20 protein-coding genes, 1 tRNA gene and 1 riboswitch are annotated in these 18,238 nt (G+C 71.1%); of the genes, 14 read left to right on the top strand and 7 right to left on the bottom strand.

Annotated elements, in window-relative coordinates; genetic code table 11:
* Positions 1 to 110 precede the first annotated feature (110 nt).
* The 3 genes from rph (at position 111) to rdgB (ending at position 2,076) form a co-directional block, all read left to right on the top strand.
* Positions 111 to 848, top strand: a complete 738-nt coding sequence (gene rph / locus CHR28_RS05135) for a ribonuclease PH (protein ID WP_094052254.1) — start codon at positions 111 to 113, stop codon at positions 846 to 848.
* A gap of 144 nt (positions 849 to 992) precedes the next feature.
* Entirely contained in the window at positions 993 to 1,391 is a 399-nt protein-coding gene (locus CHR28_RS05140) for a hypothetical protein (protein WP_094052255.1), read from the top strand.
* Between the two features lie 82 nt (positions 1,392 to 1,473).
* Positions 1,474 to 2,076, top strand: a complete 603-nt coding sequence (rdgB, locus tag CHR28_RS05145) for an RdgB/HAM1 family non-canonical purine NTP pyrophosphatase (protein WP_094052256.1) — start codon at positions 1,474 to 1,476, stop codon at positions 2,074 to 2,076.
* Between the two features lie 48 nt (positions 2,077 to 2,124).
* Here the strand turns inward: rdgB and CHR28_RS05150 are convergent.
* The 4 genes from CHR28_RS05150 to bcp form a co-directional block, all read right to left on the bottom strand.
* A tRNA-Leu gene (locus CHR28_RS05150) sits at positions 2,125 to 2,197 on the bottom strand.
* A gap of 16 nt (positions 2,198 to 2,213) precedes the next feature.
* The gene (locus CHR28_RS05155; protein WP_094052257.1) at positions 2,214 to 2,708 is read right to left on the bottom strand and encodes an HNH endonuclease signature motif containing protein; all 495 of its coding nucleotides are present in this window, start codon (positions 2,706 to 2,708) and stop codon (positions 2,214 to 2,216) included.
* Positions 2,705 to 3,346, bottom strand: coding sequence for an HNH endonuclease signature motif containing protein (locus CHR28_RS05160; RefSeq protein WP_094052258.1), 642 nt, complete (start codon positions 3,344 to 3,346; stop codon positions 2,705 to 2,707). The genes CHR28_RS05155 and CHR28_RS05160 overlap by 4 nt, the downstream gene beginning before the upstream one ends.
* 147 nt (positions 3,347 to 3,493) lie before the next feature.
* Complete coding sequence (gene bcp, locus CHR28_RS05165) at positions 3,494 to 3,961, bottom strand: thioredoxin-dependent thiol peroxidase (protein ID WP_094052259.1); 468 nt, start codon at positions 3,959 to 3,961, stop codon at positions 3,494 to 3,496.
* Between the two features lie 126 nt (positions 3,962 to 4,087).
* Here bcp and CHR28_RS05170 point away from each other — a divergent pair, with 126 nt between their 5' ends.
* The 3 genes from CHR28_RS05170 (at position 4,088) to CHR28_RS05180 (ending at position 5,306) form a co-directional block, all read left to right on the top strand.
* A complete protein-coding gene (locus CHR28_RS05170) occupies positions 4,088 to 4,417 on the top strand; it encodes a DUF3618 domain-containing protein (RefSeq protein ID WP_094052260.1) in 330 nt (109 codons plus the stop codon).
* Between the two features lie 44 nt (positions 4,418 to 4,461).
* Positions 4,462 to 4,818, top strand: coding sequence for a GroES family chaperonin (locus CHR28_RS05175; RefSeq protein ID WP_094052261.1), 357 nt, complete (start codon positions 4,462 to 4,464; stop codon positions 4,816 to 4,818).
* 65 nt (positions 4,819 to 4,883) lie between these two features.
* A riboswitch (guanidine-III (ykkC-III) riboswitch) is annotated at positions 4,884 to 4,951 on the top strand.
* 34 nt (positions 4,952 to 4,985) lie between these two features.
* Complete coding sequence (locus CHR28_RS05180) at positions 4,986 to 5,306, top strand: DMT family transporter (RefSeq protein ID WP_031140108.1); 321 nt, start codon at positions 4,986 to 4,988, stop codon at positions 5,304 to 5,306.
* A gap of 73 nt (positions 5,307 to 5,379) precedes the next feature.
* On the opposite strand, the gene CHR28_RS05185 is transcribed toward CHR28_RS05180, so the two are convergent.
* Positions 5,380 to 7,776 carry a transglycosylase domain-containing protein gene (locus CHR28_RS05185; protein WP_094052432.1) on the bottom strand — a complete coding sequence of 799 codons (2,397 nt, stop codon included), beginning with the start codon at positions 7,774 to 7,776 and terminating at the stop codon, positions 5,380 to 5,382.
* A gap of 491 nt (positions 7,777 to 8,267) precedes the next feature.
* On the opposite strand from CHR28_RS05185, the gene CHR28_RS05190 reads away from it, so the two are divergent.
* The 4 genes from CHR28_RS05190 to CHR28_RS05205 are packed head-to-tail and all read left to right on the top strand — an operon-like array spanning position 8,268 to position 11,737.
* Positions 8,268 to 9,068 (top strand): ABC transporter permease, encoded by an 801-nt coding sequence (locus CHR28_RS05190; protein WP_094052433.1) that lies wholly within the window; start codon positions 8,268 to 8,270, stop codon positions 9,066 to 9,068.
* A complete protein-coding gene (locus CHR28_RS05195) occupies positions 9,061 to 9,882 on the top strand; it encodes an ABC transporter permease (RefSeq protein WP_094052262.1) in 822 nt (273 codons plus the stop codon). The genes CHR28_RS05190 and CHR28_RS05195 overlap by 8 nt, the downstream gene beginning before the upstream one ends.
* 1 nt (position 9,883) lies before the next feature.
* Positions 9,884 to 11,011: an ABC transporter ATP-binding protein gene (locus CHR28_RS05200; protein WP_256984133.1), complete on the top strand. Its 1,128-nt coding sequence runs from the start codon at positions 9,884 to 9,886 to the stop codon at positions 11,009 to 11,011.
* A 33-nt stretch (positions 11,012 to 11,044) separates the two neighbouring features.
* Complete coding sequence (locus CHR28_RS05205) at positions 11,045 to 11,737, top strand: DUF1707 SHOCT-like domain-containing protein (protein WP_094052263.1); 693 nt, start codon at positions 11,045 to 11,047, stop codon at positions 11,735 to 11,737.
* A gap of 62 nt (positions 11,738 to 11,799) precedes the next feature.
* On the opposite strand, the gene CHR28_RS05210 is transcribed toward CHR28_RS05205, so the two are convergent.
* Positions 11,800 to 13,131, bottom strand: a complete 1,332-nt coding sequence (locus CHR28_RS05210) for an SGNH/GDSL hydrolase family protein (protein WP_094052264.1) — start codon at positions 13,129 to 13,131, stop codon at positions 11,800 to 11,802.
* 164 nt (positions 13,132 to 13,295) lie between these two features.
* Between CHR28_RS05210 and CHR28_RS05215 the strand changes: the two genes are divergently transcribed.
* Both CHR28_RS05215 and CHR28_RS05220 read left to right on the top strand, forming a co-directional pair.
* Positions 13,296 to 14,666 (top strand): DUF445 domain-containing protein, encoded by a 1,371-nt coding sequence (locus tag CHR28_RS05215; protein ID WP_094052265.1) that lies wholly within the window; start codon positions 13,296 to 13,298, stop codon positions 14,664 to 14,666.
* A 53-nt stretch (positions 14,667 to 14,719) separates the two neighbouring features.
* A complete protein-coding gene (locus tag CHR28_RS05220) occupies positions 14,720 to 16,270 on the top strand; it encodes an MFS transporter (protein WP_094052266.1) in 1,551 nt (516 codons plus the stop codon).
* Positions 16,271 to 16,619: 349 nt separating this feature from the next.
* Here the strand turns inward: CHR28_RS05220 and CHR28_RS05230 are convergent, their stop codons facing one another.
* The gene (locus CHR28_RS05230; protein WP_094052267.1) at positions 16,620 to 16,931 is read right to left on the bottom strand and encodes a hypothetical protein; all 312 of its coding nucleotides are present in this window, start codon (positions 16,929 to 16,931) and stop codon (positions 16,620 to 16,622) included.
* A 180-nt stretch (positions 16,932 to 17,111) separates the two neighbouring features.
* Here CHR28_RS05230 and CHR28_RS05235 point away from each other — a divergent pair, with 180 nt between their 5' ends.
* Positions 17,112 to 17,534 (top strand): Hsp20/alpha crystallin family protein, encoded by a 423-nt coding sequence (locus CHR28_RS05235; protein ID WP_179272312.1) that lies wholly within the window; start codon positions 17,112 to 17,114, stop codon positions 17,532 to 17,534.
* A gap of 164 nt (positions 17,535 to 17,698) precedes the next feature.
* Positions 17,699 to 18,157: a DUF2267 domain-containing protein gene (locus CHR28_RS05240; protein ID WP_094052269.1), complete on the top strand. Its 459-nt coding sequence runs from the start codon at positions 17,699 to 17,701 to the stop codon at positions 18,155 to 18,157.
* Positions 18,158 to 18,238 lie beyond the last annotated feature (81 nt).

The following is an 18,238-nucleotide window of genomic DNA, read 5'->3' on the forward strand; positions in this document are numbered from 1 at the left end:
GCGCGGGGATCGTCCCGGGCTTCACCCCTGACGGACCCTGACGCCACCTGCGCGGGCCCCTCCCCACCGCGGGAGGGGCCCCTTCCGCACGTACGGATAGGCTCAGCGCCATGTCTCGAATCGACGGCCGCACCCCCCAGCAGCTCCGCCCCATCACCATCGAGCGCGGCTGGAGCAAGCACGCCGAGGGCTCCGTCCTCGTCTCCTTCGGCGACACCAAGGTCTTCTGCACCGCCTCCGTCACCGAAGGCGTCCCGCGCTGGCGCAAGGGCAGCGGCGAAGGCTGGGTCACCGCCGAGTACTCCATGCTGCCCCGCTCCACCAACACCCGCGGCGACCGCGAGTCCGTCAAGGGCCGCATCGGCGGCCGCACCCACGAGATCAGCCGCCTCATCGGCCGCTCCCTGCGCGCCGTCATCGACTACAAGGCCCTCGGCGAGAACACCATCGTCCTCGACTGCGACGTCCTCCAGGCCGACGGCGGCACCCGCACCGCGGCCATCACCGGCGCCTACGTGGCCCTCGCGGACGCCGTCGCCTGGGCCCAGGGCAAGAAGCTCATCAAGGCCGGCCGCAAGCCCCTGACCGGCACCGTCTCGGCCGTCTCCGTCGGCATCGTCGGCGGCGTCCCCCTCCTCGACCTCTGCTACGAGGAAGACGTCAAGGCCGACACCGACATGAACGTCGTCTGCACCGGTGACGGCCGCTTCGTCGAGGTCCAGGGCACCGCCGAGGCCGAACCCTTCGCCCGCGACGAACTCGACGCCCTCCTCGACCTCGCCGTCGCAGGCTGCACCGAACTCGCCGCCCACCAGCGCACCGCCCTTGATACGGTCCTCGCAAAGTAAAGGGCGCACCAAAACGGGTGCTCGGCACGGGCAACCGCGCCGAGCACCCGCGCGTCTGAAGGAGTACGGGCGCACGGCTCATCCCTGTGCGCCCGGCCAGCCACACGGGCCCGACCGGCCCGACCTGACGAGAGGGACCGTTCCATGGCCGCGAGCCGCCGACGCCGCACCGCAGCCGTCGCCGCCACCCTGGCGGCCGTCGCGCTGACCGCCGGACTCACCACCGGCTGCGCCGCCGTCGACAAGGCGCTGGACTGCGTCCAGACCGCCGACGCCATCGCCGACAGCGTCACGGAACTCCAGCAGGCCGTGGACAACGCCGCGAACGACCCCACCCAGCTCGACGAGTCCCTCGACTCCATCGACAAGAACCTCGGCGAGATCGGCGACAAGACGGACAACGCGGACGTCGAAAAGGCCGTGGACGACCTCAACAAGGCCGTGGACAACGTCCGCACGTCGATCAAGAACGGCGACGAGACGCCCGACATCAGCCCCGTCACGGACGCGGCGGGCGAACTGACGAAGGTCTGCACGCCGTAACACCGACGGCCGGCCGCAGGTGCGCCGTGGTCGCTCGCGCAGTTCCCCGCGCCCCTTTCGGGGCGCGGAATACTGTGGCCCCATGAGTCGCCTGATCCTCGCCACCCGTAACGCCGGAAAGATCACCGAACTTCGCGCGATCCTCGCCGAGGCCGGACTGCCCCACGAACTCGTCGGCGCCGACGCCTACCCGGACATCCCCGACGTCAAGGAAACAGGCGTCACCTTCGCCGAGAACGCCCTGCTCAAGGCCCACGCCCTGGCCCAGGCGACCGGCCTGCCGGCCGTCGCCGACGACTCCGGCCTCTGCGTCGACGTCCTCAACGGCGCCCCCGGCATCTTCTCCGCCCGCTGGTCCGGCCGCCACGGCGACGACAAGGCCAACCTGGACCTGCTCCTCGCGCAGCTCTCGGACATCGCCGACGAACACCGCCAGGCCCACTTCGCCTGCGCGGCCGCCCTGGCCCTGCCCGACGGCACGGAGCGGGTGGTCGAGGGACAACTGCGCGGCGTCCTGCGCCACGAGCCCGCCGGCACGGGCGGCTTCGGCTACGACCCGATCCTCCAGCCGGACGGCGAAACCCGCACCTGCGCGGAACTGACCCCCCAGGAGAAAAACGCGATCAGCCACCGGGGCAAGGCATTCCGAGCACTGGTACCGGCGGTACGGGAGCTGTTGGGCTGAAGGGAACAGCCCCGCACCTCCGGAAAGAGGTGCGGGGCTGCTTCTCGGTACGCCCGGTCGGATTCGAACCGACAGACACGACCACCTAAAGATCGCCGCTCAGCCGTTGGCGTACGGGCGCCCGACAGATCCCTACTCTACTGGGCGAGATTATGTCGCCGCTGCCCTCCTCGACACCAGGTACGCGTGACCGCGTGGCAGTTGGGGCAGAGCAGGCGCAGATTCTCCAGCCGGTCGTCGTTCCACTCCCCGTTGATGTGGTCCACCTCGAGTGTCATGGGCTTGCCCAGCCATTGCGGGCCGACGCCGCACTCCGCGCATACCTCGGGCACGCCCACCTCCCGCAGCGCCCGGCGCAGCACGGCCGTCCGGGTCCGGCGTTCGCCTTCGTGCCTGACCAGGATCTCCTCGGGTGGCCGCGTCAAGGCCGGACGGGGCTTGCCGCGCTGGTGTGCCTGGCCGAGGAAGTGCTCCGTACTCAGCCGGTCCTCGGCGATCCACCGGCGCAGATGTGCACGCTGGGTGCCGCTGCCCGAGCGGCCCAGGCGGCGCAGTACCTCGGCGATGGAGACGGATTCGGCGACTGCGGCACGCAGTTCCTCGCGGTCGGGGCGTGGCCGCCTGCGGCTCACGCGGCGCGCCTCTCGCCACGCCCTCGGTACCGGTCCGTGGTCGCGTGGCAGTTGGGACACAGCAGCCGCAGGTTCTCGATCCGGTTGTCCTGCCAACGGCCGTTGATGTGGTCGACCTCCAGGGCCAGAGGGCGGCCCCGCCAGACCGCTTCAGTGCCGCACAAGGCGCACCGCTCCTCCACGCCGCGGGCCCTCATCGCCCACTTGAGGCGGTCAGCGGGCACGCGGCGCGCGTACTCGGGCGGCTGCTCGACGAGGAGCGCCTCGGGGGTTCGCCGGGGCCGCGGTTTTCCTCGCCGGGTCGGTAGCCGGAAGTGCGAGGTGTCGATGCCGTACGCCTTGATCCGGCGGCTGATGTGCGTGTGGTTCCCGCCGACGACATCGAGCCCCAGCGCGCGCAGCACCTCGCACATGTTCGTCGACGCGGCGACCGCTCGTTCCAGGACCTCCCTCGTCCACTTCACGCCCTCCCGCTCGAAGTGCGACACGTCCACGCCGAGCTTCTTCATCCGCCCGAACACGTACCGCCGCGTCGAACTCCCCGGATCAACCCCCAGCCTCCCCAACGCCTCCGACAGCGTTCGTGACCCCCGGGCCGCCTCCGTCAGGCGTTCCCTCGTGTACGTACTCGCCCCCATCGAGCCCCTCCCGCTCGCTTCGTTCTCGACCACGCGTTCGCGGTCTCGTACGGAGTAACGAATCGGTGAGCGGGTGGTCACGCCGTGGAACGGGAGCGGCTCGCGCCGGGTGGTGTCCGGTGCGAGCCGCTTTGGAGGGGAGTGGGCTCAGATGCCCAGGTCCTTGATGATCTTGGCTACGTGGCCCGTCGCCTTGACGTTGTACAGGGCCCGTTCGACCTTGCCCTCCTCGTCCACGATCACCGTGGAGCGGATGACGCCGACGACCGTCTTGCCGTACAGCTTCTTCTCGCCGAACGCGCCGTAGGACTCCAGGACCTTCTTGTCCGGGTCGGCGAGGAGAGTGACCTGCAGGGACTCCTTGTCGCGGAACTTCGCCAGCTTCTCCGGCTTGTCGGGGGAGATGCCGATGACGTCGTAGCCCGCGCCCGCCAGCAGCTGGAGGTTGTCCGTGAAGTCACAGGCCTGCTTCGTGCAGCCCGGCGTGAGGGCGGCCGGGTAGAAGTACACGATGACCTTGCGGCCCTTGTGGTCCGCCAGGGACACCTCGGTGCCGTCGGCGTCGGGCAGGGTGAAGGCGGGGGCCACGTCCCCCGGCTGCAGTCGCTCGCTCATCGGGCCAGCCTAACCGGGGGTCGACGCGATGCGATGAGCCGTGGAGCTGACAGACTGTTCGGCACAGGTACAGGCACAGGCACAGATACAGGCACAGAAGCTCATACCGACTTCGGAGGCGACACGGTGGCGGACACGGCGGACACCAGGACCCCGGCGCAGATCGAGGCGGACATCAGGCGCCGCCGCGCGACCCTGGCCGAGACCCTCGACGAGATCGGGGTGCGCGTGCACCCGAAGACGATCGTCGGGGATGCCAAGGCCAAGGTCGCCTCGAACATCGACCACACCCTCGGGCGGGCCTACGTGGAGGTCAACAAGGCCGTCACGGACGTGCGCGCCCGCTTCGTGGACGAGGACGGCGCACCCCGGCTGGAGCGGGTCGTGCCCGTCGCGCTCGTCGTGGTGGGCGTGGTCGGGCTGCTCGCGTTCAGCACGCGGCGGCGCAAGGGCTGACCCGACTGCGGACGTGACCCGGGAAGACAGGTAGGTTTCAGGGCGTGAGCGCCAACAGAAACGAGCACAGCACCCATCCCGACAAGCTGCCCATCCGGATGCTGCACGACCGCGTACTCGTGCGGCAGGACACCAGCGAGGGCGAGCGGCGTTCCGGCGGCGGCATCCTGATCCCCGCCACGGCGGCGGTCGGCCGGCGCCTGGCCTGGGCCGAGGTCGTCGCGGTGGGGCAGAACGTGCGGACCGTGGAGCCGGGCGACCGGGTTCTGTTCGACCCGGAGGACCGTGCCGAGGTCGAGGTGCGGGGCATCGCGTACGTACTCATGCGCGAGCGCGACCTGCACGCCGTGGCCGCGGACCGGTTCGAGGGGTCGGAGGACTCGACGGGTCTGTACCTGTAGGTCCCCGCGTGGCAGTGGTAAGGGGCCGGTGACGCTCGTCACCGGCCCCTTCGCCATGTCCTGGGGCTTTGCTACGTTGGAGGGACCCCCGACGAGACGCGCCGTACCGGGATCAAGGCAAAGACGACGCACCGACACCGTCAGCCCGTTTCCCGGAGGTGCCCGTCATGGCCTGGGTTCTGCTCGTCGTCGCCGGTCTGCTCGAGGTGGGGTGGTCCGTGGGCATGAAGTACACCGACGGCTTCACGCGTCCGCTTCCGAGTGTGCTCACCGGCGCCGGCATCGTCGCCAGCATGCTGCTGCTGTCCCAGGCCGCCAAGACGCTGCCCATCGGTACCGCCTACGGCGTGTGGGTGGGGATCGGCGCGGCCGGGGCGGCGGTGTTCGGCATGGCGGTGCTGGGGGAGCCGGCGACCGCCGCCCGGATCTTCTTCGTGTGCCTGCTGCTGGTCGCCGTGGTGGGTCTGAAGGCGACCAGCGGTCACTGAGCCGTCGACGTCACCGAGACCTGATCACCGAGACCTGACGTCACTGAGCGGCGTCACCGCGCCGTCGGCGTCATCATTCGCGGCGCGCGCCCTGTGGGACCACGCCCCAGCCGGGGCCCGTCGGGCCCTCGGTGGTGCCGCCGTCGCCGGGGTCGCCACCGCCGGTGGCCCCGCCGTCGGTCGTGCCGCCGTCACCGCCGGTGGCTCCGCCGTCGGTGGTGCCGCCGTCCGCGGTGCCGCCGCCGGTGGGGGGCTCCCCGCCCGTGCCGCCGTCGATGGTGCCGCCGTCGGTCTGGCCCTGGGTCTGCCCCTCGGGCGCGCTCGGGGTCTGGCTGGGCGTCTGGGTCTCGTCGTCCTGGCCGCCGGTGGTGGTGCCGCCGTCGGCGGTGCCGGTGGTGGGGTCGGCCGGGGCCTCGGTGCCGGGGGCCTGGGAGACGTCGGCGCCGGGCTGGAGCCTGAGGTCGAAGCCCTTGACCGGCTTGCCCTTGAGGGCGTCACGGGTGAACTGGGCCCAGATCTCGGCGGGCGGTCCGCCGCCGTTGATGCGGGGCAGGCCGAGGGCGCCGTACAGCGGCTTCTGGGCGGCGGTGACGGGGTCCTGGCCCATGACGGAGACGACGACGGCGAGGTCGGGCGTGTAGCCGGCGAACCAGGCGGCCTTGTCGTTCTCCGCGGTGCCGGTCTTGCCGGCGACGGGGCGGCCCGCGGCCTGGGCGGCGGCGGCCGTGCCGTTCTGGACGACGCTCTGCAGGACCTTGGTGGTGGTGTCGGCGGCCTCGCGGCTGACGGCCTGCCGGGTGCGCCTCTCGGGCAGGTCGATCGGGGTGCCCTCCCTGGTGACCTTCTCGACCATCGTGTAGGCGCCGTGGCGGCCGTGGTTGGCGAGCGTGGCGTAGGCCTCGGCCATGTCCAGGACGCTGGCGGTGGCGGTGCCGAGCGCGATGGCGGGGCCGTCGGCGAGGTCGGGGGTGGCTTCGGGGATGCCGAGGTCGATCGCGGTCTGCTTGACCTTCTGCGGGCCGACGTCGGCGGCCATCTGCGCGTACACCGAGTTCACGGACTTGTCGGTGGCCTCGGTGACGGTGATGTCGCCGTAGGAGACCTGGTCCTCGTTCTCGGGGGCGTAGGGGTCGCCGGTCCAGCCCTGGACGGGGCGCTTGTTGGTGCCGTCGTAGATCGTGTTCGGGGTGATGACGCGGCCGTCCTGCGTCTCGCTGTGGTTCTCGACGGCCGCGGTGAACACGAAGGGCTTGAAGGTGGAGCCGACCTGGAAGTCCCTGCGGGTGGCGTTCGGGGTGTACTGCTTGACGTAGTCGATGCCGTTGTACATCGCGACGACCTTGCCGGTCTTCGGGTCGACGGCGGCGCCGCCCGCGCGCACATAGCGGTCGACCTTGTTGTCCTTCTTGTCGAGCTTGTCCATCAGCTTGTCGTTGACGGCCTTGACGAAGGCGTCCTGCTTGGGCTTCTGCAGGGTGGTCGTGATGCGGTAGCCGCCGGCGTCGAGCGCGGACTCCTCGACGATCTTGTTCTGGACGAGGTAGTCCTTGACGATGCGGACGATGTAGCCGCGCTGCCCGGACATGCCGGTGGAGAGGGTCGACTCCTTCGGCACCGGGAACTTCATGCCGGCCCGCTCCGACTCGTCGAGCCAGCCCTTCTTGACCATGCCGTCCAGCACGTAGTTCCAGCGGGACTCGGCGGCCTTGCGGTTCTCGGGGTGGGCGACGACGTCGTACTGGCTGGGTGCGTTGACGAGCGCGGCGAGGTAGGCGGCCCGGGCGGGGTCGAGGTCCTTGGCGTCCATGCCGTAGTAGGCCTGGGCGGCGGCCTGGATGCCGTAGGCGTTGCGGCCGAAGAAGCTGGTGTTGAGGTAGCCCTCCAGGATGTGGTCCTTGCTCACCTCGCGGTCCAGCTTGATCGCGATGAAGAACTCCTTGGCCTTGCGCGTGACGGTCTGCTCCTGGCGCAGGTAGTAGTTCTTCACGTACTGCTGCGTGATCGTGGAGCCGGACTGCTTGCCCTTGCCGAGGGCGGTGTTCCAGGCGGCGCGGACCATGGCCTTGGGGTCGACGGCGGACTCGGTGTAGAAGTCGCGGTCCTCGGCGGCCAGGATGGCGTGCTGGGCGTCCTTGGAGATCTGCGCGAGGGTGACGTTCTCCCGGTTGACCTCGCCGTCGCGGGCGATCACGGAGCCGTCCGCGTACAGGTACACGTTGGCCTGCTTGGTGGCGAGCGCGTTGGCCGGCGGGATCTTCACCAGGGAGTAGCCCAGGAAGAACGCGCCGACGAGCAGCAGGGCGGTGACGAGGAACGCGCCCAGCGTCATGCGCCAGGTCGGGACGGCCCGGCGCCAGCCCGTCCGCTTGGGTTTCGCGGCAGCCGCGGGCGTGCCGGAGTCGCCGTCCGGTTGCGGCTCTTGCGGTGCCCAGCCCGGGTTCGGCTGCTGCGGCTGAGGCTCGTCACTCATGTCGTGCACGGACTCCTGTTTCGCGTCGTACGTCGTTCCCGTACGTCTCTGCTCGCTCTTGCGCCCCTGTGATGAAGACTGTCCCATCCGGCGATCAGTTCCCTGATCGAGGGCCGTGTCGTGAGCCGTGGGGCGAGGCGGGCGGCGCGCGGACGATACGCGCAGGCGAGCCGAGGGCGGACCGCACCCTCGCAGGCCTGTGCGCGTCGAGATCCTGCTCGCACGAGATCCGCCCCAAGAGGGACATGCCCCGGAGGGTGATCCGACCGGCGCGCCGGTTCGTACGTTCTGCCCGGCCGGCACCGCCGTCACGCCGCTCGCCCTGGCCACGGGCGCCTCGGCCCACGCGGACGCAACGGATCGTACCGTCAATGCCGGTTCCGGCTCGCCGCGCGGCGCCCGCGCCCGCGCCGGAAATCCCGTGGCAGGCCCGCCCGTCGGAGCACTAGGCTCCTGCGCTTCGGTGCCGGGCGGCGAGGAGGGTGGTGGAGGTGGGCTCGGGACGGTTGTACGCGGCCGTCGCGGCGGGCGGCTTCAGGCGGTACGCGACCTATCGGGCGGCCACGGCGGCCGGGGTGTTCACCAACACGGTCTTCGGCGTCATCCTCGTCCACACGTATCTCGCGCTGTGGGACGAGAAGCCGCACCTGGGCGGGTACGACCAGGCGCAGGCCGTGACCTATGTGTGGCTGGGGCAGTGTCTCTACGCGACCCTCGCCATCCAGGGCGGTGGTGCCGAGAAGGACCTGATGGAGCGCATCCGCACCGGTGAGATCGCCGTGGACCTGTACCGGCCGGCCGATCTGCAGCTGTGGTGGCTGGCCGGTGACGTGGGGCGGGCGCTGTTCCAGATGCTGGGGCGGGGGGTGATCCCGTTCCTGTTCGGCGCGGCGTTCTTCCCGATGGCGCTGCCGGCGCGGGTGACGCCCTGGGCGGCCTTCACGGTCACGCTGCTGCTGGCGGCGGTGGTCAGCTTCGCGATCCGCTACCTGGCGGCGCTGAGCGTGTTCTGGCTGATGGACGGCATGGGCGTCAACCAGGCCCTGATGGTCACGGGGATCTTCTTCTCGGGCATGGTGCTGCCGCTGAACGCGTTCCCGGGCACCTTCGGCGAGGTGGTGCGGGTGCTGCCGTGGGCGGCGCAGATCCAGATGCCGGCGGACGTGCTGATGGGGGAGACGAGTCCGCTGCGGGCGTTCGCCTTCCAGGCGGCGTGGGCGGTGGCACTGCTGGCGGCGGGGCGGCTGGTGCAGTCGGCCGCGACCCGCCGGGTGGTGGTGCAGGGTGGGTGAGCGCGGTGCGCTGGCCGAGGGGGTGCGGGCCTACCGGCTGATCGCCGGGATGTGGGTGCGCTCCAGCATGACCTACCGCGCCTCCTTCGCCGTGACGGTGTTCGGCAACCTGACGGTGACCGGCCTGGACTTCGTGGGGATCCTGCTGATGTTCTCGCAGGTGGACTCGCTGGGCGGCTGGTCGCTGCCGGAGGTGGCCTTCCTGTACGGGCTGTCGGTGACGTCGTTCGGGATCGCCGACCTGCTGCTCGGCTCGATGGAGACGGTGGGCTCCCGGATACGCGACGGCTCCTTCGACACGCTGCTGGTGCGGCCCGCTCCCGTCCTCGCCCAGGTCGGGGCGGACCGCTTCGCGCTGCGCCGGCTGGGCCGGATCACCCAGGGCGCGGTGGTGCTGGGCTGGGCGCTGGTGTCGGTGGACGTCGACTGGACGGCGGCGAAGGTGCTGCTGGTGCCGGTGATGGTGATCAGCGGTGCGGCGATCTTCTCGGCGGTGTTCGTGGCGGGCGCGGCTTTCCAGATCTTCGCGCAGGACGCCGCCGAGGTGCAGAACGCCTTCACCTACGGCGGGACGACGCTGCTGCAGTACCCGCCGAGCGTGTTCGGCAAGGACCTGGTGCGCGGGGTGACCTTCATGGTGCCGCTGGCCTTCGTCAACTGGGTGCCCGCGGCCCATGTGCTGGGCAGGCCCTATCCGGTGGCGCTGCCGGGGTGGACGGCGTACGCCTCGCCGCTGGTGGCCCTGGCGTGCGGCGCGCTGGCGGGGCTGGCGTGGCGGACGGGGCTGCGCTCGTACCGGAGTACAGGGAGTTGAGTTGACCGGTTCGGAAAGCGGGTTCATCGAACTCGACGGTGTCGAGAAGGTCTTCGAGGTGCGCAGGAAGACCGGCTTCATGAAGCGGGAACGGCGGCAGGTGCGGGCCGTCGACTCGATCTCGTTCCGGGTGGCGAGCGGCGAGATGGTGGGGTACATCGGCCCCAACGGCGCCGGCAAGTCCACCACGATCAAGATGCTGACCGGCATCCTGACGCCCAGCGCCGGCCGGGTGCGGGTCGCGGGCATCGACCCCTCCCGGGACCGCATCCGTCTCGCGCACCGCATCGGCGTGGTGTTCGGGCAGCGCACCACGCTGTGGTGGGATCTGCCGCTGATCGACTCCTACCGGCTGATGCACCGCATGTACCGGATTCCCGACGCCCGTTACCGCGAGAACCTCGACCGGCTGGTCGAACTCCTCGGCCTGGCCGACCTGCTGGAGGTGCCGGTGCGGCAGCTCTCGCTCGGGCAGCGGATGCGCGGGGACATCGCGGCGGCGCTGCTGCACGACCCGGAGGTGCTGTACCTGGACGAGCCCACCATCGGGCTCGACGTGGTCTCCAAGGCGAAGGTGCGGGAGTTCCTGCGGGAGTTGAACGCCGAGCGCGGTACGACGGTGCTGCTGACCACGCACGACCTGCAGGACATCGAGCAGTTGTGCAAGCGGGTGATGGTCATCGACCACGGGCGGCTGATGTACGACGGTCCGCTCACCGGGCTGCACGAGGCGGGGGAGAGCGAACGGACCCTGGTGGTGGACCTGGAGCGGGAACTGCCGCCCATCGAGGCGCCGGCTCCGGCCCGGGTCGTCCGGGTGGACGGGCCGCGCCAGTGGCTGGCGTTCCCGGCGGCGGAGTCGGCGGCGCCCCTGGTGGCGCGGATCGCGGAGCGCTACCCGCTGGTCGACCTGTCGGTGCGGGAGCCGGACATCGAGGCGGTGATCGCGAAGATGCTGCACGCCATGGAGGACAACCGCGGGGACGACCGCGGGGACAACCGCGGGGACAACCGCGGGGACGGCCGCGAGGGCACACGCGGGGACCACCCCGGAGACCACCCCGGGGACACCCCTGACGACACCCCTGACGACACCCCGAAACCTCCGCCGGAGCGTGCGACCGCATAGTGCCCGGCAGGGGCAACTCGTAGGCTGCTGTGTATGACCGACGACGCAGTGCCGGACCTCCGCGCCTCCGACGCCGACCGCGAGAAGGTCGCCGACATCCTGCGGGACGCCCTCGCCGAGGGCCGGCTCGACATGACGGAGTTCGAGGAGCGGCTGGACGCGACGTACCGGGCACGGACGTACGGGGAACTGGCGCCGATCACCCGGGACCTGCCCGCCCCGGGTGTCACGGCCCCGGTGGTGTCGCTGAACAAGGAGCCCGCGGCCGGGCCGGGCTGGTCCGGGCGGATCGTCGGCGGCGAGGGTTCCTCCACGTGGGCCGTCGCCGTGATGTCCGGTTTCCAGCGCAAGGGGCGCTGGACGATGCCCCGGCGGTTCACCTGCTTCGCGTTCTGGGGCGGCGGGGAGATCGACCTGCGCGAGGCGGACTTCGCCGCGCGGGAGGTCGAGATCAACGCCATCGCGATCATGGGCGGGGTGGACGTCATCGTCCCGCCCGGCGTGGAGGTCGTGGTCCGCGGCATCGGCGTCATGGGCGGTTTCGACCACCGCGAGGAGGGCGTGCCGGGCGAACCGGGCGCCCCGCGCGTGATCGTCACCGGCTTCGCCTTCTGGGGCGGCGTCGGGGTGCAGCGGAAGCTGACCCGCGCGGAGAAGCAGCGGATCCGCGAGGCCCGGCGCCAGGAGAAGCTGGAGCGCAGGGCGGACCGCCGCGAACTCGACTGAGCCGCCCGCCCCTCGCCGCCCCCGGGGATGTGGGGGCGGCGGATCGGATCGCGCCGCCGGAGCTACAGCTCCGCCGGTGCCGAGCCCTTCAGGGACTCCAGGTCGAACACCTCGGCCATGCGCGTGTAGCCCTTGTCGCTGGGGTGCAGATGGTCGCCCGAGTCGTAGTCGGCGCGCAGCCGGCGCGGGTCGTACGGGTCGCGCAGCGCCGCGTCGAAGTCGACCACCGCGTCGAAGACCCGCCCGGAGCGGATCTCGGCGTTGATGGCCTGGCGCACCGACTCGCGCTGGTCCGTGTAGCCGCGGTGGCCGTGGAACGGCATCAGGGTGGCGCCCACGACCTTCAGGCCGCGCGCGTGGGCCTGGTCCACCAGCGTGCGCAGGCCGCCCAGGATGGCCTGGGGGTCGGCGAGCCGGGGGTTGCGCAGGATGTCGTTGACGCCGAGGTCGATGACGACGACCTTGACGTTCGTGCGCTGCAGCACGTCCCGCGAGAAGCGGTTCAGTCCGCTGGGGTTGTCCGCGGGGCGGCCCAGTCCGTCGGTGAGGACGCGGTTGCCGCTGATGCCCTGGTTGACGACGCTGTACCGCGGCAGGTCCCGACCGGCGGCGATCTCCGCGCGCAGCCGGTCGGACAGCACGTCCGGCCACCGGTTGTTGGCGTTCATCGTGGAGGTGATGCCGTCCGTCAGCGAGTCGCCGAGGGCGACGACCGTCCCCTCCGACTCGTTGCTCAGCACGTCCAGCGCGGTCAGATAGCGCCAGTTCCTGGTCTGCTCCGTGTACGGCGTGCCCGTCGTGTCCCGCGTGTGGTCGCCCTGCGCGAGGTAGGAGATCTGCCGGGCGTGCGGGTGGTACGTCACCGTGCCGGAGCCGGTCGGCGTGTACGTGGTGATCAGCACGTCCGAGTCGTGCGGGACGGCGATGCGCACGGCGTCGCTCATCACCTGCCGGCCGGGCGGGATGACGACCGCCGGGCCGCCGTTGAAGGTCAGCTGCCGCAGGGTGTCCGGGAGCGCGGCGGGCGTGCCGGGACCCGCGGCGAGGGCGATCGACGCGCCCGTGATGCTCAGCGGGGAGCGGCCGTAGAGATTGGACAGCGTCACGCGGGCACTCGTACCCCCGACGCTGGTGTGGACGACGTTGCGCACCGAACGGTCCGCCATGCCCGTCGTCTCGGTGCCGGGTTCACCGGCGGCCGGGGACGTGGACCAGGTGCTGACCCAGGTGCCGGTGGAGGCGGGAGCGGCGGAGTTCGGGGCGCGGCCGTCACCGAGGGCGTTCCGGCCACGGTCGCCGTCGCCGGGCGCCACTCCGACGTATATGGCGGTGGAAAGGGCCACGATCGCTGCGACGACCACGGCCAGGAGGGCGTAGCCACGTCCTCGGGTCATGCTGTGTAGTTCTCCTCGGGCGATGGGAGCCCCAGGCTCCGATCTGATGTGCCCATGATGCGTCATGGACCGGGGGAGGCTCACAGGACCCCGTGGCAATACCCCCTCCCGACAGACGCCGGGAACTCCTGTTCCGTTCCAGGAGTCGGTCAGGAAGGGACAATGTGTGCGGGATCACCGAGCGGGTGGAGCGGATGGAACGGACGAAAACGGAAGAAAAGGTCGGTGTCGGCGGGGAGCATGCCCGCCCCGGCGCCACCGTGAACCGTGCGATGACGACCTTCAGCCCGGCGGACGAGGAGAAACAGCGCGGCGTACGCCGGATGAAGCTCACGGCCACCGGACTGCTGCTGTTCGTGGCCCTGGTCTACGTACTCGCCAAGATCGCCCAGAACTCGGGCGCCGGAGCCTGGGCGGGCTATGTCGCCGCCGCCTCCGAGGCCGGCATGGTCGGCGCGCTCGCCGACTGGTTCGCCGTCACGGCCCTCTTCCGGCACCCCCTCGGCATCCCCATCCCGCACACCGCGATCATCCCCACCAAGAAGGACCAGCTGGGCGTCTCCCTGGGCGAGTTCGTCGGGGAGAACTTCCTCTCCGAGGACGTCGTACGCCAGCGGCTGCGCGCCGTCGGCATCGGCAGCCGCCTCGGCGCCTGGCTCGCCGTGCCCGAGCACGCCGACCGCGTCACCGCCGAGCTGTCCACCGCCCTGCGCGGCGCCCTGACGGTCCTGCGCGACTCCGACGTCCAGGCCGTGGTCGGCGAGGCCATCACCCGCCGCGCGGGCGCCCAGGAGATCGCGCCCGGCATCGGCAAGATGCTGGAGAAGGTCGTCGCCGACGGCGGCCACAAACGCGTCGTCGACCTCGTCGTCAGCCGCGCCCACGACTGGCTCGTGCTGCACGGCGACTCCGTCATGGACGCCGTGCAGGGCGGCGCCCCCGGCTGGACGCCGAAGTTCGTCGACCGCAAGGTCGGCGAGCGCGTCTACAGGGAACTGCTGCGCTTCACCACCGAGATGCGCGACATGCCCGCCCACCCCGCGCGCGGCGCCCTCGACCGCTTCCTCACCGACTTCGCCTCCGACCTGCAGTCCGACACCGACACCCGCGCCCGCGTCGAACGGCTCAAGGGCGAGGTGCTCGGCCGCGGCGAGGTCCAGGACCTCATCGCCAGCGCCTGGACCGCCGTCCGGTCCATGATCGTCGCGGCGGCGGAGGACGAGCGCAGCGAACTGCGGCTGCGCGTCCGGGCCTCGCTGCTGTCGCTGGGCTCCCGGATGGCCGGCGAGCGCAAGGTGCAGGACAAGGTCGACAAGTGGGTGGAGGACGCGGCCGTCTACGTCGTCACCACCTACCGCAAGGAGATCACCTCCCTGATCACGGACACGGTCGCGAGCTGGGACGCCGAGCACACCACGAAGAAGATCGAGGCCAACATCGGCCGCGACCTGCAGTTCATCCGCATCAACGGCACGGTGGTCGGCTCCCTCGCCGGCCTGCTGATCTACACGGTGACGCACGCGCTCGGGGCGTAAGGAGACCCCGGCCGGGCACCCGATGGGGGTTCTGCTCGACGAGGAGGGAGCCCATGACCACCGCGCAGGCCGAGACCGGCCGGACCGTGACCACCGACATCCCCGCCAGACTCGACCGCCTGCCGTGGTCGAGATGGCACTGGACGATCGTCCTCGGTCTCGGCACCGTGTGGATCCTCGACGGTCTCGAAGTGACCGTCGTCGGCAACATCGCGAGCCGCCTGTCGGAACCCGGCAGCGGCCTGCCCATCACCTCGGGGGAGGTCACCGGCATGGCCGCCGCGCTGTACGTGGCGGGGGCCTGCGCGGGAGCCCTGTTCTGGGGCCGCCTCACCGACAAGTGGGGGCGCAAAAAACTCTTCATGATCACCCTGGCGGTCTACCTGGGCGCCACGGCCCTCACGGCGATCTCCTTCGACACCTGGTGGTTCTTCCTCTTCCGGTTCCTCACCGGCTTCGGCATCGGCGGCGAGTACGCGGCCATCAACTCCGCGATCGACGAACTGATCCCCAAGGAGTACCGCGGCCGCGTCGACCTCATGATCAACGGCAGCTTCTGGCTGGGCGCGGTCTTCGGCTCCCTGCTGTCGATCGTCGCGCTGGACACCGACATCTTCGCCGCGAACGTCGGCTGGCGCCTCACCTTCGCCCTCGGCGCCGTCCTCGCCCTGGTCATCCTGCTGGTGCGCCGGCACGTCCCGGAGAGCCCGCGCTGGCTGCTGATCCACGGCCGTGACGACGAGGCGGAACGCATCGTCTCCTCCATCGAGCAGGAGATCGAACGCGAGAGCGACAAGCCGCTGCCGCCCGCGGAGGGCGAGATCACCATCCACCAGCGCCGCAGTGTCTCCTTCCTGGAGATCGGCCGCACGGTCTTCTCCGACTACCGCAAGCGCGCGGTCCTCGGCTTCTCCCTCTTCATCGGCCAGGCGTTCCTGTACAACGCGATCACCTTCGGCTTCGGCGCGATCCTGACGACGTTCTTCGACGTCCCGAGCGGCAACACCGGCTACTACTTCGCCGTCATCGCGCTCGGCAACTTCTTCGGCCCGCTGCTGCTGGGCAAGCTGTTCGACACGGTCGGCCGCCGCGTGATGATCTCCGGCACGTACATCCTGTCCGGCCTGCTCCTGTTCGGCACCGCCTGGCTCTTCGACCAGGGCTCCCTGAGCGCGGCCACGATGACGGCGTGCTGGTGCGCGGTCCTCTTCTTCGCCTCGGCGGGCGCCTCCAGCGCCTACCTGACGGTCTCCGAGATCTTCCCGATGGAGACCCGCGCGATGTCGATCGCGTTCTTCTACGCCATCGGCACCGCGGCCGGCGGCATCAGCGGCCCGCTGCTGTTCGCCAAGCTCACGGAGTCCGGCGTCGTCGGCGACACGGTCCTCGCCTTCTCGATCGGCGCGACGCTGATGTGCCTGGCGGGCCTGGTGGCGGCGCTCCTCGCGGTGAACGCCGAGCGCCGCTCCCTGGAGGACATCGCCAAGCCGCTGACGGCGGCGGCGGGCAAGGCCAAGTCCGGCATCCGCGGCGGCGGCAACTCCCAGGGCCCGGGTTCGGACTCGGGTCCGGGCTCGCCGGGATCCAGCCCGGCGACGGCGTAGCACCGACGGGCCGGGCGTGGGCGGGCAGTGGGACGGCCGCTCGCCCACGCCAGGTCCGTACGTCTGACGGACCGGCGGCACCGGAACCTGCGCTATAGTTGATCTGCGCCCGCTCGCCGAACTCCGGCAGAGGGACGATGCGTTGGTGGTCCAAGGAAAGACGCCCCACTTCCTGTGGGGAGATGCAGGTGCAAGGCCTGCCCGGCGCTCCATACGAGAACCCGGCCCTGGTGACAGGGCCGGGTTTCTTGCTGTCTGTGTGCCCGCGCGGGCCGGCCGGTCGGCACCGGACCGGACCGCTGGCCGCGCACCACGGGGAGGGACCCCTGGCCGCGCGGCTTCCCGGGCCCTACTCCCCGCCCCGCCGCCGGTCCGCCACCACCCACGACGCCAGCCCCACGGCCCCCGCCACACCGAACACGGCAGGCCAGGCCCCCACCTTCCGGGCCAACGGATGCGACCCGGCGAACGCGGCGACATACGCGGCCGACAAGACCCCCGCGCTCACCCCACCGGTCTGCTGCCGCCACTGCCGCGCGGCCGCCGCACCGGCGACGGCGAGGACGACCCCGCCGAGCGGTCGCTGCCTGGTCCACCGGGCCACGCCGTACCCGCCGACGAGCCCGCTCGCCGCCACCACCGCGCTGGGAACCTTCGCCATCGCTGCCTCCTGCCACGCCCCATGCTTACGAGATCACGAGGCTAACCCTCCGCAGGACAGACACAGAGGCCACCCCGAACCTGAGTCGGGGGTTGTCAAGTTTCCTCCTCCGGGCTATATAAGAAGACGCAGAACGTAGGGCATCGCACACACAGCGCCTGAAGAAAGGAGTGACCAGTGATGCTCATGCGCACGGACCCCTTCCGTGAACTCGACCGGCTCACCCAGCAGGTCCTGGGCTCCGCCGCCCGCCCGTCCGCGATGGCGATGGACGCCTACCGCTCCGGGGACGACTTCTTCGTCCACTTCGACCTCCCCGGCATCGACCCCGAGACGATCGAGCTGGACGTCGAACGCAACGTCCTCAACGTGCGAGCCGAGCGCAGGTCCCCCGCCCCCGAGGGCGCGGAACCGCTGGTCGCCGAGCGCCCCACCGGCACCTTCACGCGCCAGCTCTTCCTCGGCGACACGCTGGACACGGAGCGCATCGACGCCTCGTACGAGGCCGGCGTCCTGACCCTGCGCATCCCGGTGGCCGAGCAGGCCAAGCCCCGCCGCATCCAGATCACGGGCGGCGACAGCCGCAGGCAGATCAGCGGCTGACCGCACGACGGATCAGCGGCTGAAACCGCACCACGGATCAGCGGCTGACCGCACCACCCCGCGAACACCGCCCGTCCACGGGTCGTGCCACCGCTCGCGGTACGCGCACACGGTGGCACGACCCGGGAGGACCGCACCCACGCATCCGGAGGAAGAACCCGCACATGAGCACGGCGAGCACGGCGACAGTGCCCGGTGTGACCACGAGGGACCACGAGGACGACGACGGCTGGCCCCGACTCGTCGAGGCAGTCCGCGCGTCGGGCCAGTACGACACCCTGACCAAGGCCGAGCAGGTCACCCGTACGGTCCTGGCGGCCCTCGGCGCCCACGTCATCGGCGACGAACGGGTCGACCTCGCCCGCGCCCTCCCCGAAGAGGCGGCCCGCCTGATCGCCTCCCAGATCCCGGCCACGCACCGGCTGACCGCCGCGCGGTTCGTCGACGAGGTGGCCTCCCGCACGCCGGGAGCCACCCCCGCGACGGCCCGCTGGGACGTCAGCTCCGTCCTCGGCGCGCTCCCGCCCCTGATCGGCGACGACCTGGTCACCCGCATCCTCACCCAACTCCCCCCGGGCTACGCCCTCCTGTTCGGCAGGGCGGACCTGAGCCCGGCGGCCTGACCACCGAACCCCGAGTCCCACCCGACGGCCACCCCGGCAATAGCCCGGGGCGGCCGTCACGCAGCGGCCGGAACGACGTCG

The sequence above is a fragment of the Streptomyces sp. XY006 genome (assembly GCF_002237655.1).
Classification (GTDB): domain Bacteria; phylum Actinomycetota; class Actinomycetes; order Streptomycetales; family Streptomycetaceae; genus Streptomyces; species Streptomyces levis.